The 18,217-nt window shown below is 26.1% G+C and carries 11 protein-coding genes, 1 other RNA gene and 1 pseudogene; 4 read left to right on the top strand and 9 right to left on the bottom strand.

Going from position 1 to position 18,217, the window contains the following annotated elements:
• Positions 1-314 precede the first annotated feature (314 nt).
• Positions 315-2,690 carry a ribonucleoside-diphosphate reductase subunit alpha gene (locus AVBRAN12654_RS04400; RefSeq protein ID WP_214116143.1) on the bottom strand — a complete coding sequence of 792 codons (2,376 nt, stop codon included), beginning with the start codon at positions 2,688-2,690 and terminating at the stop codon, positions 315-317.
• A gap of 137 nt (positions 2,691-2,827) precedes the next feature.
• Between AVBRAN12654_RS04400 and AVBRAN12654_RS04395 the strand changes: the two genes are divergently transcribed.
• From AVBRAN12654_RS04395 to AVBRAN12654_RS04385, 3 genes are all read left to right on the top strand, one after another.
• Positions 2,828-3,709 carry an RluA family pseudouridine synthase gene (locus AVBRAN12654_RS04395; RefSeq protein ID WP_442862317.1) on the top strand — a complete coding sequence of 294 codons (882 nt, stop codon included), beginning with the start codon at positions 2,828-2,830 and terminating at the stop codon, positions 3,707-3,709.
• Positions 3,710-3,988: 279 nt separating this feature from the next.
• Entirely contained in the window at positions 3,989-4,576 is a 588-nt protein-coding gene (locus tag AVBRAN12654_RS04390; protein ID WP_214116145.1) for a hypothetical protein, read from the top strand.
• Between the two features lie 109 nt (positions 4,577-4,685).
• On the top strand, positions 4,686-5,711 hold the full coding sequence (locus AVBRAN12654_RS04385) for a GGDEF domain-containing protein (protein WP_214116147.1): 1,026 nt from the start codon (positions 4,686-4,688) through the stop codon (positions 5,709-5,711).
• A gap of 151 nt (positions 5,712-5,862) precedes the next feature.
• On the opposite strand, the gene AVBRAN12654_RS04380 is transcribed toward AVBRAN12654_RS04385, so the two are convergent.
• The 4 genes from AVBRAN12654_RS04380 to AVBRAN12654_RS04365 form a co-directional block, all read right to left on the bottom strand.
• Complete coding sequence (locus tag AVBRAN12654_RS04380) at positions 5,863-9,102, bottom strand: autotransporter outer membrane beta-barrel domain-containing protein (RefSeq protein ID WP_336614006.1); 3,240 nt, start codon at positions 9,100-9,102, stop codon at positions 5,863-5,865.
• A gap of 75 nt (positions 9,103-9,177) precedes the next feature.
• On the bottom strand, positions 9,178-10,755 hold the full coding sequence (gene recJ, locus AVBRAN12654_RS04375; RefSeq protein WP_239803232.1) for a single-stranded-DNA-specific exonuclease RecJ: 1,578 nt from the start codon (positions 10,753-10,755) through the stop codon (positions 9,178-9,180).
• Positions 10,743-12,344 carry a CTP synthase gene (locus AVBRAN12654_RS04370; protein WP_214116158.1) on the bottom strand — a complete coding sequence of 534 codons (1,602 nt, stop codon included), beginning with the start codon at positions 12,342-12,344 and terminating at the stop codon, positions 10,743-10,745. Before AVBRAN12654_RS04370 ends, recJ begins: the two co-directional genes overlap by 13 nt.
• Positions 12,345-12,391: 47 nt before the next feature.
• On the bottom strand, positions 12,392-12,823 hold the full coding sequence (locus tag AVBRAN12654_RS04365; RefSeq protein WP_214116160.1) for a hypothetical protein: 432 nt from the start codon (positions 12,821-12,823) through the stop codon (positions 12,392-12,394).
• Between the two features lie 43 nt (positions 12,824-12,866).
• Between AVBRAN12654_RS04365 and ffs the strand changes: the two genes are divergently transcribed.
• An RNA gene (ffs, locus tag AVBRAN12654_RS09540) (signal recognition particle sRNA small type) lies at positions 12,867-12,964 on the top strand.
• On the opposite strand, the pseudogene AVBRAN12654_RS04360 reads toward ffs, so the two are convergent.
• The 4 genes and pseudogenes from AVBRAN12654_RS04360 to gyrB all read right to left on the bottom strand — a co-directional run.
• A pseudogene (locus AVBRAN12654_RS04360) lies at positions 12,965-14,155 on the bottom strand (HD domain-containing protein); the annotation flags it as partial. It abuts the RNA gene before it with no gap.
• Entirely contained in the window at positions 14,155-14,577 is a 423-nt protein-coding gene (gene queF / locus AVBRAN12654_RS04355; RefSeq protein ID WP_336614004.1) for a preQ(1) synthase, read from the bottom strand. The pseudogene AVBRAN12654_RS04360 and the gene queF, both read right to left, overlap by 1 nt.
• Positions 14,574-15,902: an EAL domain-containing protein gene (locus AVBRAN12654_RS04350; protein ID WP_239803231.1), complete on the bottom strand. Its 1,329-nt coding sequence runs from the start codon at positions 15,900-15,902 to the stop codon at positions 14,574-14,576. Before AVBRAN12654_RS04350 ends, queF begins: the two co-directional genes overlap by 4 nt.
• Positions 15,899-18,211: a DNA topoisomerase (ATP-hydrolyzing) subunit B gene (gyrB, locus tag AVBRAN12654_RS04345; protein WP_214116169.1), complete on the bottom strand. Its 2,313-nt coding sequence runs from the start codon at positions 18,209-18,211 to the stop codon at positions 15,899-15,901. Before gyrB ends, AVBRAN12654_RS04350 begins: the two co-directional genes overlap by 4 nt.
• Positions 18,212-18,217 lie beyond the last annotated feature (6 nt).

Genomic DNA, 18,217 nt, shown 5'->3' with positions numbered 1-18,217 from the left:
GAGTTAAGTTGAACCTATAGTTTATAATTTTATATATAAAATTCCAAGTGTGTTTAAGATTATTGATAGTTACAATGTTATCTATTTTAAATTACTAACACTTGTACAATTATAGATAGATTACAATAACTTATATTCTATAAATCTAAAATATAATAAAAGTAAAGTTTAATTAACATTATAAAAATAACTAAGAAAATAACAAATATAATTAAATCTTGTTAGTTATTTAGAAAATCTATAAATATCAATATAATATATAAATTGTTTTTAAGATATAATCTTGCTAATTATATCCTAAAATAATTTAATTTTCATTGACAACCTTCGCATTCAATGCTTCTATCGACAGGTTTATTATCTAGATGTTCGCTTGCTGGACTTTCACTTCTTAGATAATAACAAGATTTAAGTCCTAGCGAGTGAGCTAATGTATAAATACTATTTAAATACCCGCCACTTGCTTTGTCAAGACTAACAAATATATTTAAGCTTTGTCCTTGGTCTATCCATTTTTGGCGAATTGCAGCAGCACGAACTAAATCTCTTTGGTCAAGCTCATAAGCTGTAACATAATATTGCCAGGTATCAAGACTTAGATTTGGTACAACATTAGGTATCATTCCACTTAAGTTTTGTTCAAACCATTTTCTTTTATATACAGGTTCAATTGTTTGAGTAGTTCCAACTAGAATTGATATACTAGAAGTTGGAGCTATTGCCATTAAATAGCCATTTCTCATACCTTGTTTGCTAACTTTTTTTCTTAAATCATTCCAATCACAATTTGATTGATTAAATAAATTATCTCCTAGTGTTAGCATTTTTGCATTATCGTTAGCGACATCAATAGGGAAAATTCCCTTACTCCAATTACTTCCTTCATATTCAGGATATACACCTTTTTCAACTGCTAAATCACTACTTGCACTTATAGCTTCATAAGATATATTTTCCATAATTTTATCAATTAATTCAAAGTGGTCGTTAGTCCCAAACATTATTCCTTTTTCTGCTAACATTTGTGCTTCACCCATAACACCTAAACCTATTGCACGAGATTTAAGGTTAGTGTTTTTTACTTTTGCGTGTGGATAAAAATTAAGTTCAATTACATTATCAAGCATTCTAATTGCTATTGGAACTACTCTTTTAATATCTTCTATACTATTAATTTTACTTAAATTTATACTAGCTAGATTACAAACTGCGGTTCTTCCTTCATCATATTCTTTTTCTACTATATAAACTTTTTTACCATTTAAAGTATCAAGGCTACTTAATTTTTTTGCAGTTTTTACTTGTGAATTATCAAGAGTTAAAATATCATTTTCTTCATAAATCTTTATACTACCATCTTCAAAAGTAGCTTTTATTTTATAATGATTTGGGTCTGTATTTTGAAAAATTTCTGTACATAAATTAGAACTTCTAATAAGACCTGAATGAGAATTTGGATTAGCTTTATTAGCATTATCTTTAAAGCATAAAAACGGCATTCCACTTTCAAAATAATTTGTTAAAATCTTTTTCCAAAGCTCTTTTGCATCCATTACTTCTTTTACTATATTTTCATCTTTTTCAAGTCTTTCATACTCTAATTCAAATTCTTTTCCGTATAAATCACAAAGTTGTGGAGTATCAAATGGGTCAAATAAAGTCCATTTTCCATTTTCAGCAATTCTTTTCATAAATAAATCATTTATCCATAAAGCAGGGAATAATTCGTGAGCTCTTCTTCTTTCTTCTCCGCTATTTTTTCTAAGGTCAATAAAATCACAAACATCCATATGCCAAGGCTCAATATAAACAGATATTGCACCTTTTCTTGTGCCTAATTGATCAACCGCTACGGCAATGTCATTTGTGATTTTTAAAAATGGAATAATTCCACCAGCTGCATTTTTATGTCCGTCTATACTACCACCCATAGCACGAACCTTACTCCAATCCCAGCCTATTCCACCGCCAAATTTAGATAATAAAGCCATTTCTTTATAAGAATCAAAAATACCTTCTATATTATCAGGGGTTGAGCCGATATAACACGAGCTTAATTGGTGTCTTGTTGTTCTTGCGTTACTTAAAGTTGGAGTTGCACACATAACTTCAAATTTGCTTATTAAATCATAGAATTTCTTAGCCCATTCTTGCCTATTTAATTCGTTTTGAGCTAAAAACATAGCTATTGCCATAAACATATGTTGTGGTAATTCAATAGGATTACCTTTGCTATCTTTAATTAAATATCTATCATAAAGGGTTTTAATACCTAAGTAAGTAAATTGTAAATCTCTTTCAGGTTTTATATAAGAATTTAAATCATCTAAGTCATATTTTTCTTTAAGACCTAAAAATAATCTTCCTGCTTTTTCTCCGCGCTCAAAATATTCTCTTAAATGCACATATTCTTTTTGTGGATTAACTTTGTGATATAAATCATATAAAAATAATCTCGCAGCTACAAAAGTCCAATTAGGTCTATCTATATCTATTTTATCAACTGCTGTTTTTATTAAAGTATTTTGTATTTCTTCAGAAGTTATCATATCTCTAAATTGTATTTTAGCATCAACTTCTAGCTCACTTTGGCTTACATTATCAAGCCCTTCAGTTGCTAAAGTTGTATATTTTTTAATCTTAGATATGTCTAATTCTTCTACTCTACCTGTTCTTTTTACTACCTTCATGATTGATTATTTTTCCTTTGTGAATTTTAAAAAAGAATGTATTATAATAAGTAGATATATAATAAAGGTTAAAAAGAGTGGGATATTTATATAAAAAATTTTTTACTACAGAAAATAAAAAAGCTTATCAATTAGTTATGCAAAATTTAAACTACGATTTAAAAAAAGCACAAAGATTTTGTGATAAAAATCGTGTTATTATTTTTAAAAATAATGTTAGTAAAAAGCTAGAAAATACTTTAAATATAGAAGAAATAAATTTAACTGATATTGAAATATGTAAAAAAAATTCTATTATTTGTGGAGAATATTATTTACTAATTTATGAATGCGTTAGTAATAATTTAAAACCAATTTTTGAAAATGAATATTTTGCAATTTTTAATAAACCAAGCGGAGTTTTATCACATCCTAATGGAAGAAATTGTGAGTATTCTTTAAATGATGAAATTTGGCAAAAATATGGAGAAAATGCAAGTGTAGCTCATAGACTTGACGCTGCTACAAGTGGTCTTATAATGGTAGCTAAAACAAAAACTGCCAATAAAGAATTAAAAGAACTTTTTGCAAAACAAAAAATACACAAAGAATATTTAGCATTAGTATGTGGTAATATTAAAAATGATTTTTGTGTTAGTGCAAGACTTAAAAATGATGATGATTTAAAAAATAAAATGCAAGTTAGTATAGATGGCAAAATTTCACAATCTGAATTTATAGTTATCAAAAATTATCCTAAATATACACTTTTAAAAGCAATTCCACTAACAGGAAGACAACATCAATTAAGAGTGCATTTGCATTATGTAGGAAATAAAATCGCAGGGGATAATTTGTATGGACTTACTAACAAACAAGCAAGAGATATTTTAGATAAGAAAATATCAAATATAAAAGAACTTTGTGGTGCAAGTAGGCTTTGTCTTCATTCTGCAAGATTAAAATTTACTTATAAAAATCAAGATTATGATTTTTTTAATGATGATATAGAAAATGAATTTTTAGGAGCAATTAAATGAATGGATTAGATATATTTCAATACTTATTTATGGGTGCGGTTTGTATTGGTGGAATTATTGGAATGATTTTTATCATAATCAATGAAAAGAAAAAATAATGTTTCACGTGAAACTTTTTATCATTAGATTATTTTAATGTTTCACGTGAAACAAAAAAACTTATAATAAAATTAAAATTATTTACATACAAAATAAATTCATTAAACAAAAATTTTATTCTAAAACTTTGTTATAAATATAAATATAAAATATTTTATAAATTTTATTGAAGGAGAAAATATGAAAAAGATATTAATTTCTTTATTTTGTATAGGTGCATTAAATGCTAGTTCAATCAGTGAAATTGAAAAATTAAAACAAGAAAATGAAATTCTAAAACAAAGAATTGATGCTTTAGAAAATAAATTCTATGACCCGTTTGATGATTTTTTTAAAAGTTTTGATGCAATCAATAAACAACATATAAAAGCTTTAAATGAAATCAAAAAATCAATGGAAGATGATTTTAAAAACTACAAATCAAATTCTAATTACTCAAGTTATTTTCAAATCAACAATATCATATCTTATATGAAACAAACTTCACAAAATATAGATAATAAAACCAATTCAAAAATAGAAATAAAAACATATAACGAAAACACAAAAAAGGAATATTTATTAAAAGATATTATAAAAGATTTTGATACTTTTAAGGTGTATTTTAATTCAAAAAATCTTGATAAAAATATAGAATTAGACAAATTCTATATTAGTAGTAATGGTTTTGTATTCTTATCAAAGGATTTTAAAAATCAAATTATTATTAATTTTGAAGATATGAAAATTTATTTAAAAGATGAATTTTTAAAAGAACTTTCTTTATAAATTCACAAACCCTATTTTATAAATAGGGTTAAACTTTAAAAACATATTAAAATATAAATTTAATTACCGATATATTAGTATAATCAGTAACTAAATATAAAGGTAAATTATGAAGCAATCACTTCTATTAGAATTAATATATCCACTTCCTGCGGCAACACTTGGTTTTGAACTTTTAGTATTTTTAGGTTCAATATATTTTAAAAAACTAAATATCACTTTTATAACATTGTTATTTTTAGCTAGTAGGATATTATTTATTTTTATGGATTTTCAACAAGCCCACGCATATATTTCACTATTTTCACCGATTGTATTTGCAATATTATTAACGCTTAAAAAAGATTATCTTTCTACAAAGAGATTAATTCCTGCTTATTTAGTAGTATTGTTTTATATCTTAATTGGTATATTTATTAAAGATTATCAATTCATATCGTATTTACATAATTTAAACTTTATAAATCTTACTTATGCTTATTCAGATTTTTCTTTTTGCTTATTTTTAGTTTTAATGATTTATGTTGTAATTCTTAGAAAAATTAAAAATTTTGAATGTTTCTTGCAAGGTGCATATATTGCAGCCTATTTTCAATTTATATTCTACAATAGCCTTCAATTTTATAATTTAAGTTATTTTGAATTAGGCTCATTTATATTCTTAGCTGCTATTGGTTATCAAGGATATAAACTAGCGTTTTATGATTCACTAACTAATGTTTATAACAGAAGAGCTTATGACACTACTGAAGTAAAAAATAAAGATGTAATTGCTGTAGTTGATATAGATTTTTTTAAAAAGATTAATGATACTTACGGGCATGATGTAGGAGATATTATTTTAAGAAGTCTTGCAAGTATTTTGAAACAATATTCAAAAGCTTATCGTTATGGGGGAGAAGAATTTGTTTTAATTTTTAAAGAATATGATTTTTATAAATGTGTTAGCTTACTTGAAAACCTTAGAAACGAAGTGCAAAATCATACTTTTAAAGCTAAAAATCACGAAATAAAACTAACTATTAGTATAGGTGTTAGTTTGGTTACAAACTCTAAATTTGGAGCGTTTGAAACTGCTGATAATAGACTTTATAAAGCTAAACAAACAGGAAGAAATAAAACTATATTTGAATAACCAAAGTCATATTAAATTCTTTAATAAATTTATTATTTATACTAAGTTTGTGAGTATATTTATTTTTATAAAATTACTTAAAAGATAATAATATTTGAAAACCTTATTTTAAATCCTATAAATTAGAATTTAAAATAAGAAAATTCAATACTTAAAACTCAAATCTAATACTTGCATTAATATTATAATCAATATTTAAATTCCCACTAAAAGTCTTTTCAGCTTCTATGTTTAATCCTAATTTTTTACTAATATTTTTATTAAGCCCTATACTTGCAAAACCTCTTTTATCTTTCTTCGCTCCACTAAAAGCAAAAGAGCTAATCCCATCACTAACTAAAAAATCAGGATTATTAGTTAAATCAAATATTCCACCAATTCCAGCTCTTAATGTTGTATTATTAATATCTACTCCAGTATAAACTGCTGCTTTTGATACCATTAAAACTTTTGAAGAAGATGTAATATTGACATTTGATACTTGAGATAAATTGCCAAATTGAATTACTTTTTCACCTTTAATATCAGTCTTCGGGATATAATTTGCAATCAATTCTAAACTAGGCTCTAAATAAAATTCATCACCAAATCTATAACCTAATTCAGCACTTGCTATTATACCTGTTCCTTTACTTGTAGAATTGCCTAAAAATGTATCGTTTTTAAACTCGCTTTTATAATGATTTGTTTTAAGAGTAGCATCTAAGAAAAATCCATTATTATAAACATTACTAACATACACTCCAAAACCATAATTATTAATTTTTGAATTAGTAGTATTATCAGTGGTTGTTTTACCGATATTTAGCATAATTCCTGCATAAGTATCAAAATCATTATTATTTATGATTTTGTCAGCACCTAATTGTATTTCATTGGCTTTTATAGAAGTATTTTTTATACTACCTTTATTTATATATCCACGAATCCAAATTCCTGCATTGTTATTAGTAAAACTTCTTAATTCTCCTAAACGCTTATTAAGATTATTATATTCAAACACTTGAGAAAAATAAAATTGCGAAGTCATTAATTTAGCTGATTCTAAAGCTTTTTCATTTTTACCTGTTACCATTAATTTGATAGCTTCTTTTTGTTCTTCTAATGCTATTTCAAATTTTTCTTCATCAGTCTTAGGCTCACTTGGTTTAATAGGATTTGCAGGTTTTAAATCTATCCAAGGAATGCTTGGTTTGATTTCAGGTTTTGTTTCTTCATCAGGATTAGGCTTATTTTCATCAGGATTTATAGGAGTTTCTGGTGTAACTTCTGGCTTAATGTCAGGTTTTATTTCTGGCTCACTTGGTTTAGTATCTTCAATATTTGGTGGGGTTGTTGGCTTAATAGGATTTGCAGGTTTTAAATCTATCCAAGGAATGCTTTTATTATCAAAATCTTTTATCATTGTGCCTTTATTTTCTAGACTTTTATCTGTATTTTGATTAATCAATTCTTTTGCTTCGTTACTTGCTAATAAATTATCATTAAAATCTACTAAATCTTTTATTTTATCACTATTAGTCACTATTTCATTTATTTTATTTATATCTAATTTAGAATTATTTTTATAAGTTAAATCATTAAAACTTTGCTTATTATCCTTAGCTAAAACATATACTTGATAATCTCCTACCTTTTCACTCTTTAAATAAGAATTCGCTAAAGCATATTCGCTAATTCCTGAATAGAATTTAAGATTTGTAGCAAAATCATTATTAGCACCCTTTAAAATAGCTAAAGGTAAATTAACACTTAAATTATTTGCTACTAAATTCCCTTTAGTATCTTTGCTAACTACTCCAATAATTCCAAAATTATTATTAGCCCCACTTGTGCTAATTTTAGAAATTATTGCTCCATTATAAGTAGTATTTGTGCCACCTAAGAAGAATGTAGAATTATTTGCAATTAGTTCATTTGTGCTAAATGCTCCTAAACTTGTAGAATTATTTAAGCTTATTTTATTTGCTGATATTTTATTTCCTGCTAAATCTTTAAAACTACCTACTAAAGAACTCCTAGTTAAATCAATATTAATAGAATTATTACTTTTAATATCAAAATTAAGAGCTGAATTTGTAGCCTTTAAAACACCCCCCCCCATTAATTCTAAATATCCTTTAGTATTTATATCTTTACCTACTTTTGTATTAGTTAAATTAAAATTTTTAGCACTATATTTAGCATCACTTATAGATGGTAATTTAAATCCTTCTAAAGTGCTTTTATTTAAAATTATTTCATCAGCACTAAAACCACCTTTAAAAATTGAATTAGTATCATCAATTTTGCTTACATATTCACTTTTTACAATTTTATTAAATACTGAATTAGAGCTTTTTATTTCTCCTGAATAATTATTTAAAGCCCCATCTAAATAAACATTATCTAAGCTTATTTTAGAATTGATAGTAGGTTTTAGAGTTTTTATAAGTCTAATATCATCAGAATTTACAATATCGCCTTTAATATAACTATTTGTAATTATAAATGTTCCAGTAGAAGTTGAACTTTTATTTAAATCAAGACCACCACCAATATAAGCTTTGTCAATATTTGCATTTTTTCCGAGATTTGTTTTAGTGCTTGAATTGATAATAGTATCAAAAGTATTATTTGTAGCATTCATAGTATTGCTTGATTTTGCAATGAAATTTGCATTATTTTTATAAATACCCTTAATAGTAAAATCCCCATCAGTATTTATATACCCTGTTATATTAGAGCCTTTATTATTTTTAGTATCATCTATTACAATAGTGCTTGATTGATTAGCCATAATAGCTGTTGATTTTATATCATTATCTCCTGCTTTTATAATTGAACCACTTATATTTAAATAGGTTTTATCAGTTCCAAAACTACGAGCATTAATAGCTTGATAACTTCTACCACGCTGATAACCTCCTTCTACTAAAGAATTATTTAAATTTAATGTCCCCTTATCTATTAAAATAGCAGAAGCAAATTGAAAATCTGTTCTATCAGCATTACCAGCATAAACACTAGAATTAATTAGAGTAACTATTCCATTATTTTTTATTTTAATAGCTTCTATATTATTACTAAATACACTATTGCCTTGAGAAATAAAAATAGAACCATTATCTGTAAAATTACCGCCAGATACTAATATTAAATAATCTTTATTATCAATTTGTGTATTTTTATAATCAAATATTAGATTTTTATTTTCTATACTATTTGTAGTTAATGTGCCATTAATTACAAAAGTTGAATAAATACTATCATCTATTTTATTGGCTTTAATACTAGATATTCCTGTTTGTTTTATGTCTATATTTTTTGTTAAGTCACCAACAATATTTGTAGCATCATATGAATATAAAATAGTTGTAAGAACTATACTTAATTTAAAAATATTTTTCATTAAAAAACCTTTATTTTTTACATAAATTTGTATTACATAAATTAATATTAAATAAAATTAAGTTATTTTAAAATATTAAATATAAATATTAGAAATATTTAGCTGAATTGTAGGGCTAGGTTTGAAATAATTTTTTTGCAAACTATAATGAATATTGACACATTCATTTTCAAATGGGATAAAATCACAATTAAAACAAATCGCTTCAAAAGTTAAATTATTTTGAGTAAAAGTGCATTTTAAGTGCTTTTCGTTTAATAAAACTAGATTTTTAATAATTACGCCTTTACTTATAAAAAATGGCTTTTCATTACCTTGCCCAAAAGGCTCAAAATCACTTAAAATATCTAATAATTCCATATCAATTTCGCTAAATTCTAACTCGCCTAAAGTATTAGTAGTATCACAAAAATCAATATCATTATAATTAAGTTCTAAATTATTTAGCCTTGTTTTAAATTCTTTTAAATGTTCAACCTTTAAAGCAAGTCCAGCAGCTCCTTTATGTCCGCCGTAATTAGTCAAAATATCGCTAACATTTGATAAAAGCTCTAAAATATCAAGCTCTGCTACGCTTCTAGCACTTCCTTTTGCTAAGTCATCTTCAATATTAAAAACAAAACTAGGTTTATTAAATTGTTTAGCTAAACGACCTGCAACTATGCCTAAAATACCCTTATGCCAATTCTTAGAATAAGCTATGATTACTTTATCATTTTCGTTTGCAAATTCTATGCTTTCTAAAAAACTTTGCTTTTCTTGTTCTTTTCTATCTTGGTTTAATTTTTCTATTATTTCTAATAAATTCTTAGCTTCATTAAGGCTTTTTGCTCTTAAAAATTTATAAGAAATACTAGCATCATCCATTCTTCCACTAGCATTTAATAATGGTGCTATTAAAAACGGAATACTCTCATAATCAAAGAATTTCTTTTTGTATTTTTCTTTTAAAACTACAAAAGCAGGACGATTTAATTTATTTAACTCTTTTAAGCCATAACGAACTAATATATGATTTAAATCATTTAAATTCATCATATCAGCAACAATTGCAATACACAATAAATCTAAAAAACTAGCCATATTGTATTCTATATCTAATTCTTTTTTAATAGCCCCACATAGCCACCAAGCTACTTGCGCCCCGCAAATCTCACAATTAATATGCTTAGAAAACTCACAATCATCTCTTTTTGGATTAATTACAGCATAAGCATTTGGTAAAGTATCTCCTGGGGTGTGATGATCGCTTATTATTAAATCTATACCTAATTCTTTACATTTATTTGCAGCTTCATAAGCTACTATTCCATTATCAACCGTGATTATTAAACTAGCGTCTAAATTACTCACTATATCTTCGCTAATTCCGTATCCATCGCTAAAACGATTTGGAATTTTAACAATTATTTCTACACCTAAATTAGCAAAAAATTCACTCATAATAGTAGAAGATACTATGCCATCTACATCATAATCTCCTACTACTGCTATTTTTTCTTTATTTTTTATTGCCTTAGCTATTCTAATTGCTGCTTTATTCATATCCTTAAAGGTATGAGGTTTTGGAATAGTGCTAAGGCTTTTATGAAAATCGTTTTTAAATCTATCTTCTAAAACCTGCTTAATTTTAGTTTTATTTAGTGTAAGCATTGTCTAATAAAGCCTAAGATGACAGGATTTGCTTTAGTTAGCCTTGAAGTAAATTCAGGATGATATTGAACGGCTACGAAGAAATCATTATTTGTATTTTCAATAGCTTCAATAAGTCCATTTGATTCTCCACTAATAATAAGTCCATTTTGCTCGTATAAATCACGATATTTTGAGTTAGCTTCATAGCGATGGCGATGTCTTTCATAAGCTACTTTAGAATTATATAACTTACTTAAAAGTGTGCCTTCTTTTATATTGCAAACATATTCGCCAAGTCTTAAAGTCCCACCTAATGGAGTTTTTATTGTTCTGATTTCTTTTGAACCTGATTGATTAATAAATTCATCAATTAAATAAACAATAGGATTTTTAGTATTCTCATCAAATTCAGTTGAGTTAGCATCATCAAGTTTTATAACATTTCTAGCAAATTCAATTAAACTAAGCTGCATTCCAAGACAAATTCCTAAAAATGGGATATTATTTTCACGAGCGTATTTAATAGCCTTTATTTTACCTTCAACACCACGCTGTCCAAATCCACCAGCTACAAGTATTCCATCATTTCCAGCTAAATCATTTTCATCTTTTAATTCTTCGCTATCTATCCAATTAATCTCTACTTTTGTATCAAGATTTGCACCTGCGTGAATTAGTGCTTCTGTTAAAGATTTATAACTTTCTTTTAAATCTATATATTTTCCTACGAAAGCAATTTTAACTTTTTTGCTTGGATTAATTATTTTTTCTGTTAATGCTTCATACTCTTTTAAATTAGGAGTTTTTAGCTTTAGATTTAAATGTTTTGCAATAGGTAAAAGTATATTTTGCTCTAAAAATTTAAGTGGAATTTGATATATGCTTTTTGCATCAATACTTTCTATTACACAATCAATTTCTACACCGCAACTCTTTGCAATTTTTTCTTTTATTTCATCGCCTAGTGGAATTTCACTACGAGCTATTATCATATCAGGACTAATACCTATTCTTCTTAATTCTCCAACTGAATGTTGGGTTGGTTTAGTTTTTAATTCTCCTGCTACTTTTATAAAAGGAACAAGAGTTAAATGTGCGTAAAATACATTATTTTTTCCGTATTTAAGTCCTAAAGAACGAATTGCTTCAAGGAATGGTAAGCCTTCAATATCTCCAACCGTTCCACCAATTTCTACTACTAAAACATCTTGATTTAAAGCTGCTGCTTCCATTCTACTAGCAATTTCGCCTACAATGTGTGGAATTACTTGAATAGTTTTACCTAGATATTCTCCACGGCGTTCTTTTTCAATTACGCTTTGATATACTTTTCCTGTAGTAAAGTTATTAAGATGAGTTAAATCTTCATCTAAAAATCTTTCATAATGTCCTAAATCAAGGTCAGTTTCTGCACCATCTTTTGTAACAAAAACTTCTCCATGCTCAAGTGGGCTCATAGTTCCTGGGTCAATATTTATATAAGGGTCAGCCTTTAAAATACTTACCTTTAATCCACTTTGTTTTAATAAACTTGCAATGCTAGCTGCTGCAATTCCTTTACCAAGTGAGCTTAAAACTCCACCTGTTACAAATATAAATTTAGCCATACTTTTTCCTATCAGTTTTTTTTATTGTATATAATTTTAATAACCAATCAAATAACTTCATTTTTTAAAAATTCTAAAACCCTAATTTGTGCGAAATCTTCAATTTCTTCTTCGCCTTCTTTAATTGATTTTTTCAATACTAATCTATCAAGTTGAACGAAATTAATTTTTCGCTTTAGTTTTGGATTTTGTTTAGTTAATTTTTTAATTCCTTTAAGTATATTATCAACTCCCATTGTATCTTGTTTAATATATTTTATATATTGATAAATGGTCGCTAAAAATATTCTTCTTTTGATTTCTTTTTTATAGATTTCTTTTGAGAGTTGTTCTATTTTTCGCTTTAAATCTTGTCTTTCATCTTTAACAACTCCTGCAATACAAGAAATTAATTTAGCTCTTAAATCAAAAGAATTATTAACTCCTATAAAAGTAATTCTTAAATTCGCTAAAAAAATATAAATTAAATCTAATTTCATTTACCCTCTATTAAGTCATTTTATCTTAAAATGCGTTTTCTCAAGTCAAGCCTTGTGCAATGTTTGTAAAAAGCAGAGCTTCAGGATGGGAACATAGCAGAGCACTTTTTATGAGTGTGTGCCGCAAGTCTCTTGGCTTGGGTTTGTAAAAAACTCTTCAAATTCTTTTAACATTTCATAAAAATTTACTTCACCAATTTTAGGATTTTCTTTAAAATCATTTAAAATCTTTAAATAACCATTTTTTAAATCCTTAGATTTAACGCCGTAATAATTAGAAATGATTGCTTCTAAAAAAGCTCCAGTTTTATCACAAGCTTTAAGCATTTTTCCATCAATTGTATTAAAACAATCTTCATTATAATCGTTAGGATTTTGAATAATTTTTACATTTTCTTTATTTATTCTATTTTTAAATTCATCTTTTTTAATCTTACCATCTTCATTATAAATTCCTAAAAGATAAGCAAATTCAGCTCTTATATTATTAGGCACAAAAGGTAAAATCTTTTCATCAATTAATTTAAGCTCATAATCACTTATTATCTCACTAAGTCCATCAATTCCGTATTTAACAGGGGTAATAATATCTCTTGTAAGACTTTCTGGTAAATCGTGAAAAATCGCACAAAAGAAGTTGCTAATAAATCTAGTATCACAAGCTTTTATTTTAAGACAATAAAAATAGCTTAAAACAGCTACTACTAACATATGTCCTAAAACACTTGTTTCAGGAATTCTAGGAGTTTGAGCCCAACGCTTTTGAAATCTTAAACGACCACTTAAATCAATTACCTTAGCTAATTTTTGATTTAATGATATTTTTTGAACTGCTAAAATTTCTAAATAATCTTCTAATTCTTCATCTAACTTAGCTTTAATTTCTTCATAATTACTAACATTTGGATATATAAATGAAAACTCATATCTAGTTGATAAATACCCTGCTGCTTTTAAAATAAATTTTTCTTTTTCGTGAGTTTTATCATTATAATAATCATTAAAAATTTTTAAAAAATCATCGTTTTTATTGATTAAACTAAATTGTTTTTGTATCCATTCATCTAATTCTTTTTGTTTTGTTTTTTTGATTTCATTTAATACATCAGGGCGAATATCAGTAACTATTACACGAGAAATAAACTCAACAACAATAGCATCAAGTAAAAATCTCATATCAATATCTTTTTCACTTTTTGCTAAAAAATAAGCAATAATAGCCTTATGAGCTTGTTTATCAAGTTCAACTAAATTACAAATTCTAGGAAAATCATTCCATCTTGAAATTGAAGCAGCCTTAAAAATATGTAAAACAAGCTCTGGACTAATCATTATTTATCCTTTTTATCTTTTTTCTTTTCTTTTTTAATTTCCGTATCAGAGCAGCACTCAATCACCGTATGAACATTACCACGAGGATTAAAATCTCCAACTAATTTAATATATTTTGGTTTTAAACGCTTTTTAAGAGTATTATAAATCTTATTTATACTATCTTCGTGGCTTATGTTTTTGTTATAAAATGAATTAATATAAAGTTTAATTGCTTTAAGTTCAACTACCCATTTATTAGGTATATATTCTAAATATAATGTTGCAAAATCAGGATAGCCACTTCTTGGGCAAAGACAAGCAAATTCAGGTAGAGTTATTTTAATAACATAATCATTTTTTTGCTTATTTTCCCAACGCTCTAATTTTTTACCTTTAATTTTTTTTATTTCTTTTTGTCCGTATTTTAATTTTTCTTTCATTTCATCTCCTTAAGATTTTTGTCCTTATAAAATAAAAAGCCTTGATAATAATCAAATTTAATATCTTTTGTTAAATCAAGTAGATTTTTATTATCAATAAATCTCATAATAGTTTTGATATTTAGGCTTTTACATAAATTAAATAAATTTTCATAAATTATAAAATATTTTTCATTTTTTACATTTTTATTAAACTCAATATCAAAAATACCAAATTCAAATTCTAATCGTTTTAAATATTCTAAAGAACTAGGCGAACCTATACGATTTAGGGCAAAATTGATATTAATTTCTCTATATTCTTTTATTATTTCTTCAAATCTTGGCATATCATAATAAACATCATTTTCAAAAAATTCAAAAATAATTTTCCCATTTGTATTAGGGTGCTTAATAAAATATTCTCCTAAATAAAATAAGAAATTTAAATTCCTTAAAAAATCAGGAGATATTTTAATAATAATCCTATTATCAAAATGATATTCTTTCGCTAAAAGTTCTAAAAGATTTTTATAATAATTAAATTCTAAATTATTTTTAATAATTATTTCTTCTAATTTTGCTTGAGATATTTTCTCTGGATAATCTGAATTAATCCTATAATTTAAATAATATATTTCTTCTTCGCCTTCTAGCCTTTGGATTTTTAAGAAAAAATCACTCTTATTTATAGAGCTTACAACACTATTAGTAATGATATTTTCAGTAGCTACATCTACATCATCTTTTAATCTATTTTGTGCTTCTAAATAAAGTTTATTAAAATTAATACTTGATTTTATAATAGAATAATAGCACTTAAAATCAACTCCATCTATTCTTTCTCTTTTAATTTCTAAAAATATTTTTTTAATTTCGTGTTGCAAGGTTTTATGCTTTGAACTACTTAAAATCATAAAATCAGCAGTAGTAATCCTACCTATTATTAGATTTTCATCCCACGCATAGAATTTATCAATTAATTTTTTCAATAATCTATCACTTTTATTAAACCCTAGCATTAATTTAATTTCGTTTATATTAGAAATTGTAAAAAACACTATAAAATCATCATTATTTAGATATTTTGTAAATTCACTTTGTAATAAAGTCCCAGTTTTTTCATCAATTACATTATGCTTTACTGATTTATAAATTACAAAAACAAAATAATAAAAATACAAAAATATAAAACATAAAATTACTAATATATCTAATGGTTTAAAAACTATTTCGTTAAATTCTTGCAAATATACAAAAGCAAAAACTAATAACAATAAAGGCATAATGAGCTTAATAGCTGCATCTTGCCTATTTTTTCTTTCAATTTTTTTACTAATTGTCATATATCTAAGTGTTTTACATCTTTAGCGTGTGCTTGAATATATTCACGGCGAGGCTCAACTTCATCTCCCATAAATAAATTAAACACTCCACTAGCCCTATCAAAATCATCAACACTAATTTGAATTAAACGGCGATTTTCAGGGTCCATTGTAGTTTCCCATAATTGTTCTGGGTTCATCTCACCAAGACCTTTATAACGCTGAATATAAGTTCCTTTTTTAGCATTTTTTTCAACTTCATCAAGAACTTCTAAGAAATCTTTATCATTAAAAATATTTCTTTCTTCAATTTTTTTATAAATATAAGAAGCTTCTTCAAAATATGGACTATAAAATAAATCATTATTTACAACTATTTCTTCTAAACCATTTTGAGTTTGAACATAGATTTTAATCTCATCTTCACTAAGATAATGATTTAATATATTAAATCCTTTTGCTTCTAAAAATTCTTTTGATACTTTAAAAATCTCTTGCATATTAAGAGCTAAAATATCAGGATTTTCAACATAATGTCTAATTAATTCAATCACATTAAAGCGTTTTTTAAGCTCATTTAAAATACTTCTATAAGCTGCTACAACTTTTAAGAAATCTTTTAAATCATTTGTCCCAATTCCACTAAATTCTAAATTCTCAACTCCAGTTTCAATCAAATAATCATTTAAAGCTTTTTCATCTTTTAAATATATTTCTTTTCTTTGACCTTTTTTATAACGATATAATGGTGGTTGAGCTAAATATACATGTCCATTTCTAATTAATTCTTGCATAAATCTAAAGAAAAATGTAAGAATTAGAGTTTGAATATGAGAACCATCAACATCAGCATCTGTCATAATGATAATTTTATGGTATCTTAATTTTTCTATATCAAAATCATCGCCTATTCCACAACCAAATGCCGTAATCATATTTTTAATTTCATCAGATTTTAAGATTTTATCAAGGTGTGATTTTTCAACATTTAAGATTTTTCCTTTTAAAGGTAAAATCGCTTGAAATTCCCTATTTCTTCCTTGTTTAGCAGAACCACCCGCACTATCGCCCTCTACTAAATATATTTCTCTAATTTCAGGGTCTTTTGAAGAACAATCAGCTAATTTTCCAGGTAAAGTCCCTACACTTATGCTTTCTTTTTTACGAGTTAATTCTCTTGCTTTTTTTGCTGCTTCACGACCTCTTGCAGCCATTAAAGCTTTATTCATAATAGCACGAGCATCATTTGGATTTTCTTCAAAGAATTTAGTTAAAGCATCGTTTGTAATTTTATTTACTATACCACGAACATAAGAACTACCTAATTTACCTTTAGTTTGTCCTTCAAATTGTGGTTCAGGAACTTTTACACTAACTATTGCAATAAGCCCTTCTTTAGTATCTTCTCCTGTTATTTTTATATCTTTTTCTCTAGCAGCTGCATTTGCTTCAATATAACTTGTAATTACCTTTGTAAGCCCCATTCTAAAGCCTGCTTCGTGAGTTCCACCATCTGCAGTTTTAATGTTATTTACGAATGAAAATAAAGTCTCACTATAAGTATCATTATACATTAGTGCAATATCTACAACTACATCTTCTGCTTCATCATTAAATGCAATTACATTTGTAACAGCTTCTTTTTTATTTAAATCAGTTACAAATTGAGAAATACCACCATCATAATGATAAGTTTCGCTTTTACCATTTCTTTGGTCTTTAAAATTAATAGTAATTTGTGGATTTAAATATGCTAATTCACGAAATCTCTTAGCTAAAGTATCATAATCAAACTCAACTACTTCAAATATCTCAGGGTCAGGGAAAAACTCTATGCTAGTTCCTGTGCGATTAGTTGTTTTAATTATTTCTAGCTCACTTGTTGGAATACCTTTAGAAAATTCTTGTCTATGAGTATTTCCATCTCTTTTAACGGTTGCAATTAATTTAGATGAAAGTGCATTTACAACCGATACACCAACGCCGTGCAAACCACCACTAACCTTATAAGTATCTTTATCAAATTTTCCACCAGCGTGAAGAACGGTTAAAACAACAGTTAGAGTTGATATATTTTCAGTTGGGTGAATTCCAACAGGAATTCCACGACCATTATCAGTAACTATACAAGAACCTTCTTTGGTAATTTCAATATCAATAGTATTACAAAAGCCAGCCATAGCTTCATCAATAGAGTTATCAACTACTTCATAAACCATATGATGAAGACCATTAAAGTTAGTATCGCCAATATACATTCCAGGGCGTTTTCTAACTGCTTCTAGTCCTTTTAATACTTTAATTTTACTTTCTGCATAATTTTCTTGCATTATTTA

It is taken from the genome of Campylobacter sp. RM12654 (assembly GCF_020137585.1).
Lineage (GTDB): Bacteria > Campylobacterota > Campylobacteria > Campylobacterales > Campylobacteraceae > Campylobacter_E.
The sequence above is the reverse complement of the archived record's forward strand: the minus strand, read 5'-3'. Positions and strand labels throughout refer to the sequence as shown.

Coding starts and splice junctions, on each gene's coding strand:
- AVBRAN12654_RS04370 (WP_214116158.1), bottom strand. CDS start 12,344: ATGGCTAAATTTATATTTGTAACAGGTGGAGTTTTAAGCTCACTTGGT.
- AVBRAN12654_RS04350 (WP_239803231.1), bottom strand. CDS start 15,902: ATGACAATTAGTAAAAAAATTGAAAGAAAAAATAGGCAAGATGCAGCT.
- AVBRAN12654_RS04400 (WP_214116143.1), bottom strand. CDS start 2,690: ATGAAGGTAGTAAAAAGAACAGGTAGAGTAGAAGAATTAGACATATCT.
- recJ (WP_239803232.1), bottom strand. CDS start 10,755: ATGCTTACACTAAATAAAACTAAAATTAAGCAGGTTTTAGAAGATAGA.
- AVBRAN12654_RS04380 (WP_336614006.1), bottom strand. CDS start 9,102: ATGAAAAATATTTTTAAATTAAGTATAGTTCTTACAACTATTTTATAT.
- AVBRAN12654_RS04390 (WP_214116145.1), top strand. CDS start 3,989: ATGAAAAAGATATTAATTTCTTTATTTTGTATAGGTGCATTAAATGCT.
- gyrB (WP_214116169.1), bottom strand. CDS start 18,211: ATGCAAGAAAATTATGCAGAAAGTAAAATTAAAGTATTAAAAGGACTA.
- AVBRAN12654_RS04395 (WP_442862317.1), top strand. CDS start 2,828: ATGCAAAATTTAAACTACGATTTAAAAAAAGCACAAAGATTTTGTGAT.
- AVBRAN12654_RS04385 (WP_214116147.1), top strand. CDS start 4,686: ATGAAGCAATCACTTCTATTAGAATTAATATATCCACTTCCTGCGGCA.
- queF (WP_336614004.1), bottom strand. CDS start 14,577: ATGAAAGAAAAATTAAAATACGGACAAAAAGAAATAAAAAAAATTAAA.
- AVBRAN12654_RS04365 (WP_214116160.1), bottom strand. CDS start 12,823: ATGAAATTAGATTTAATTTATATTTTTTTAGCGAATTTAAGAATTACT.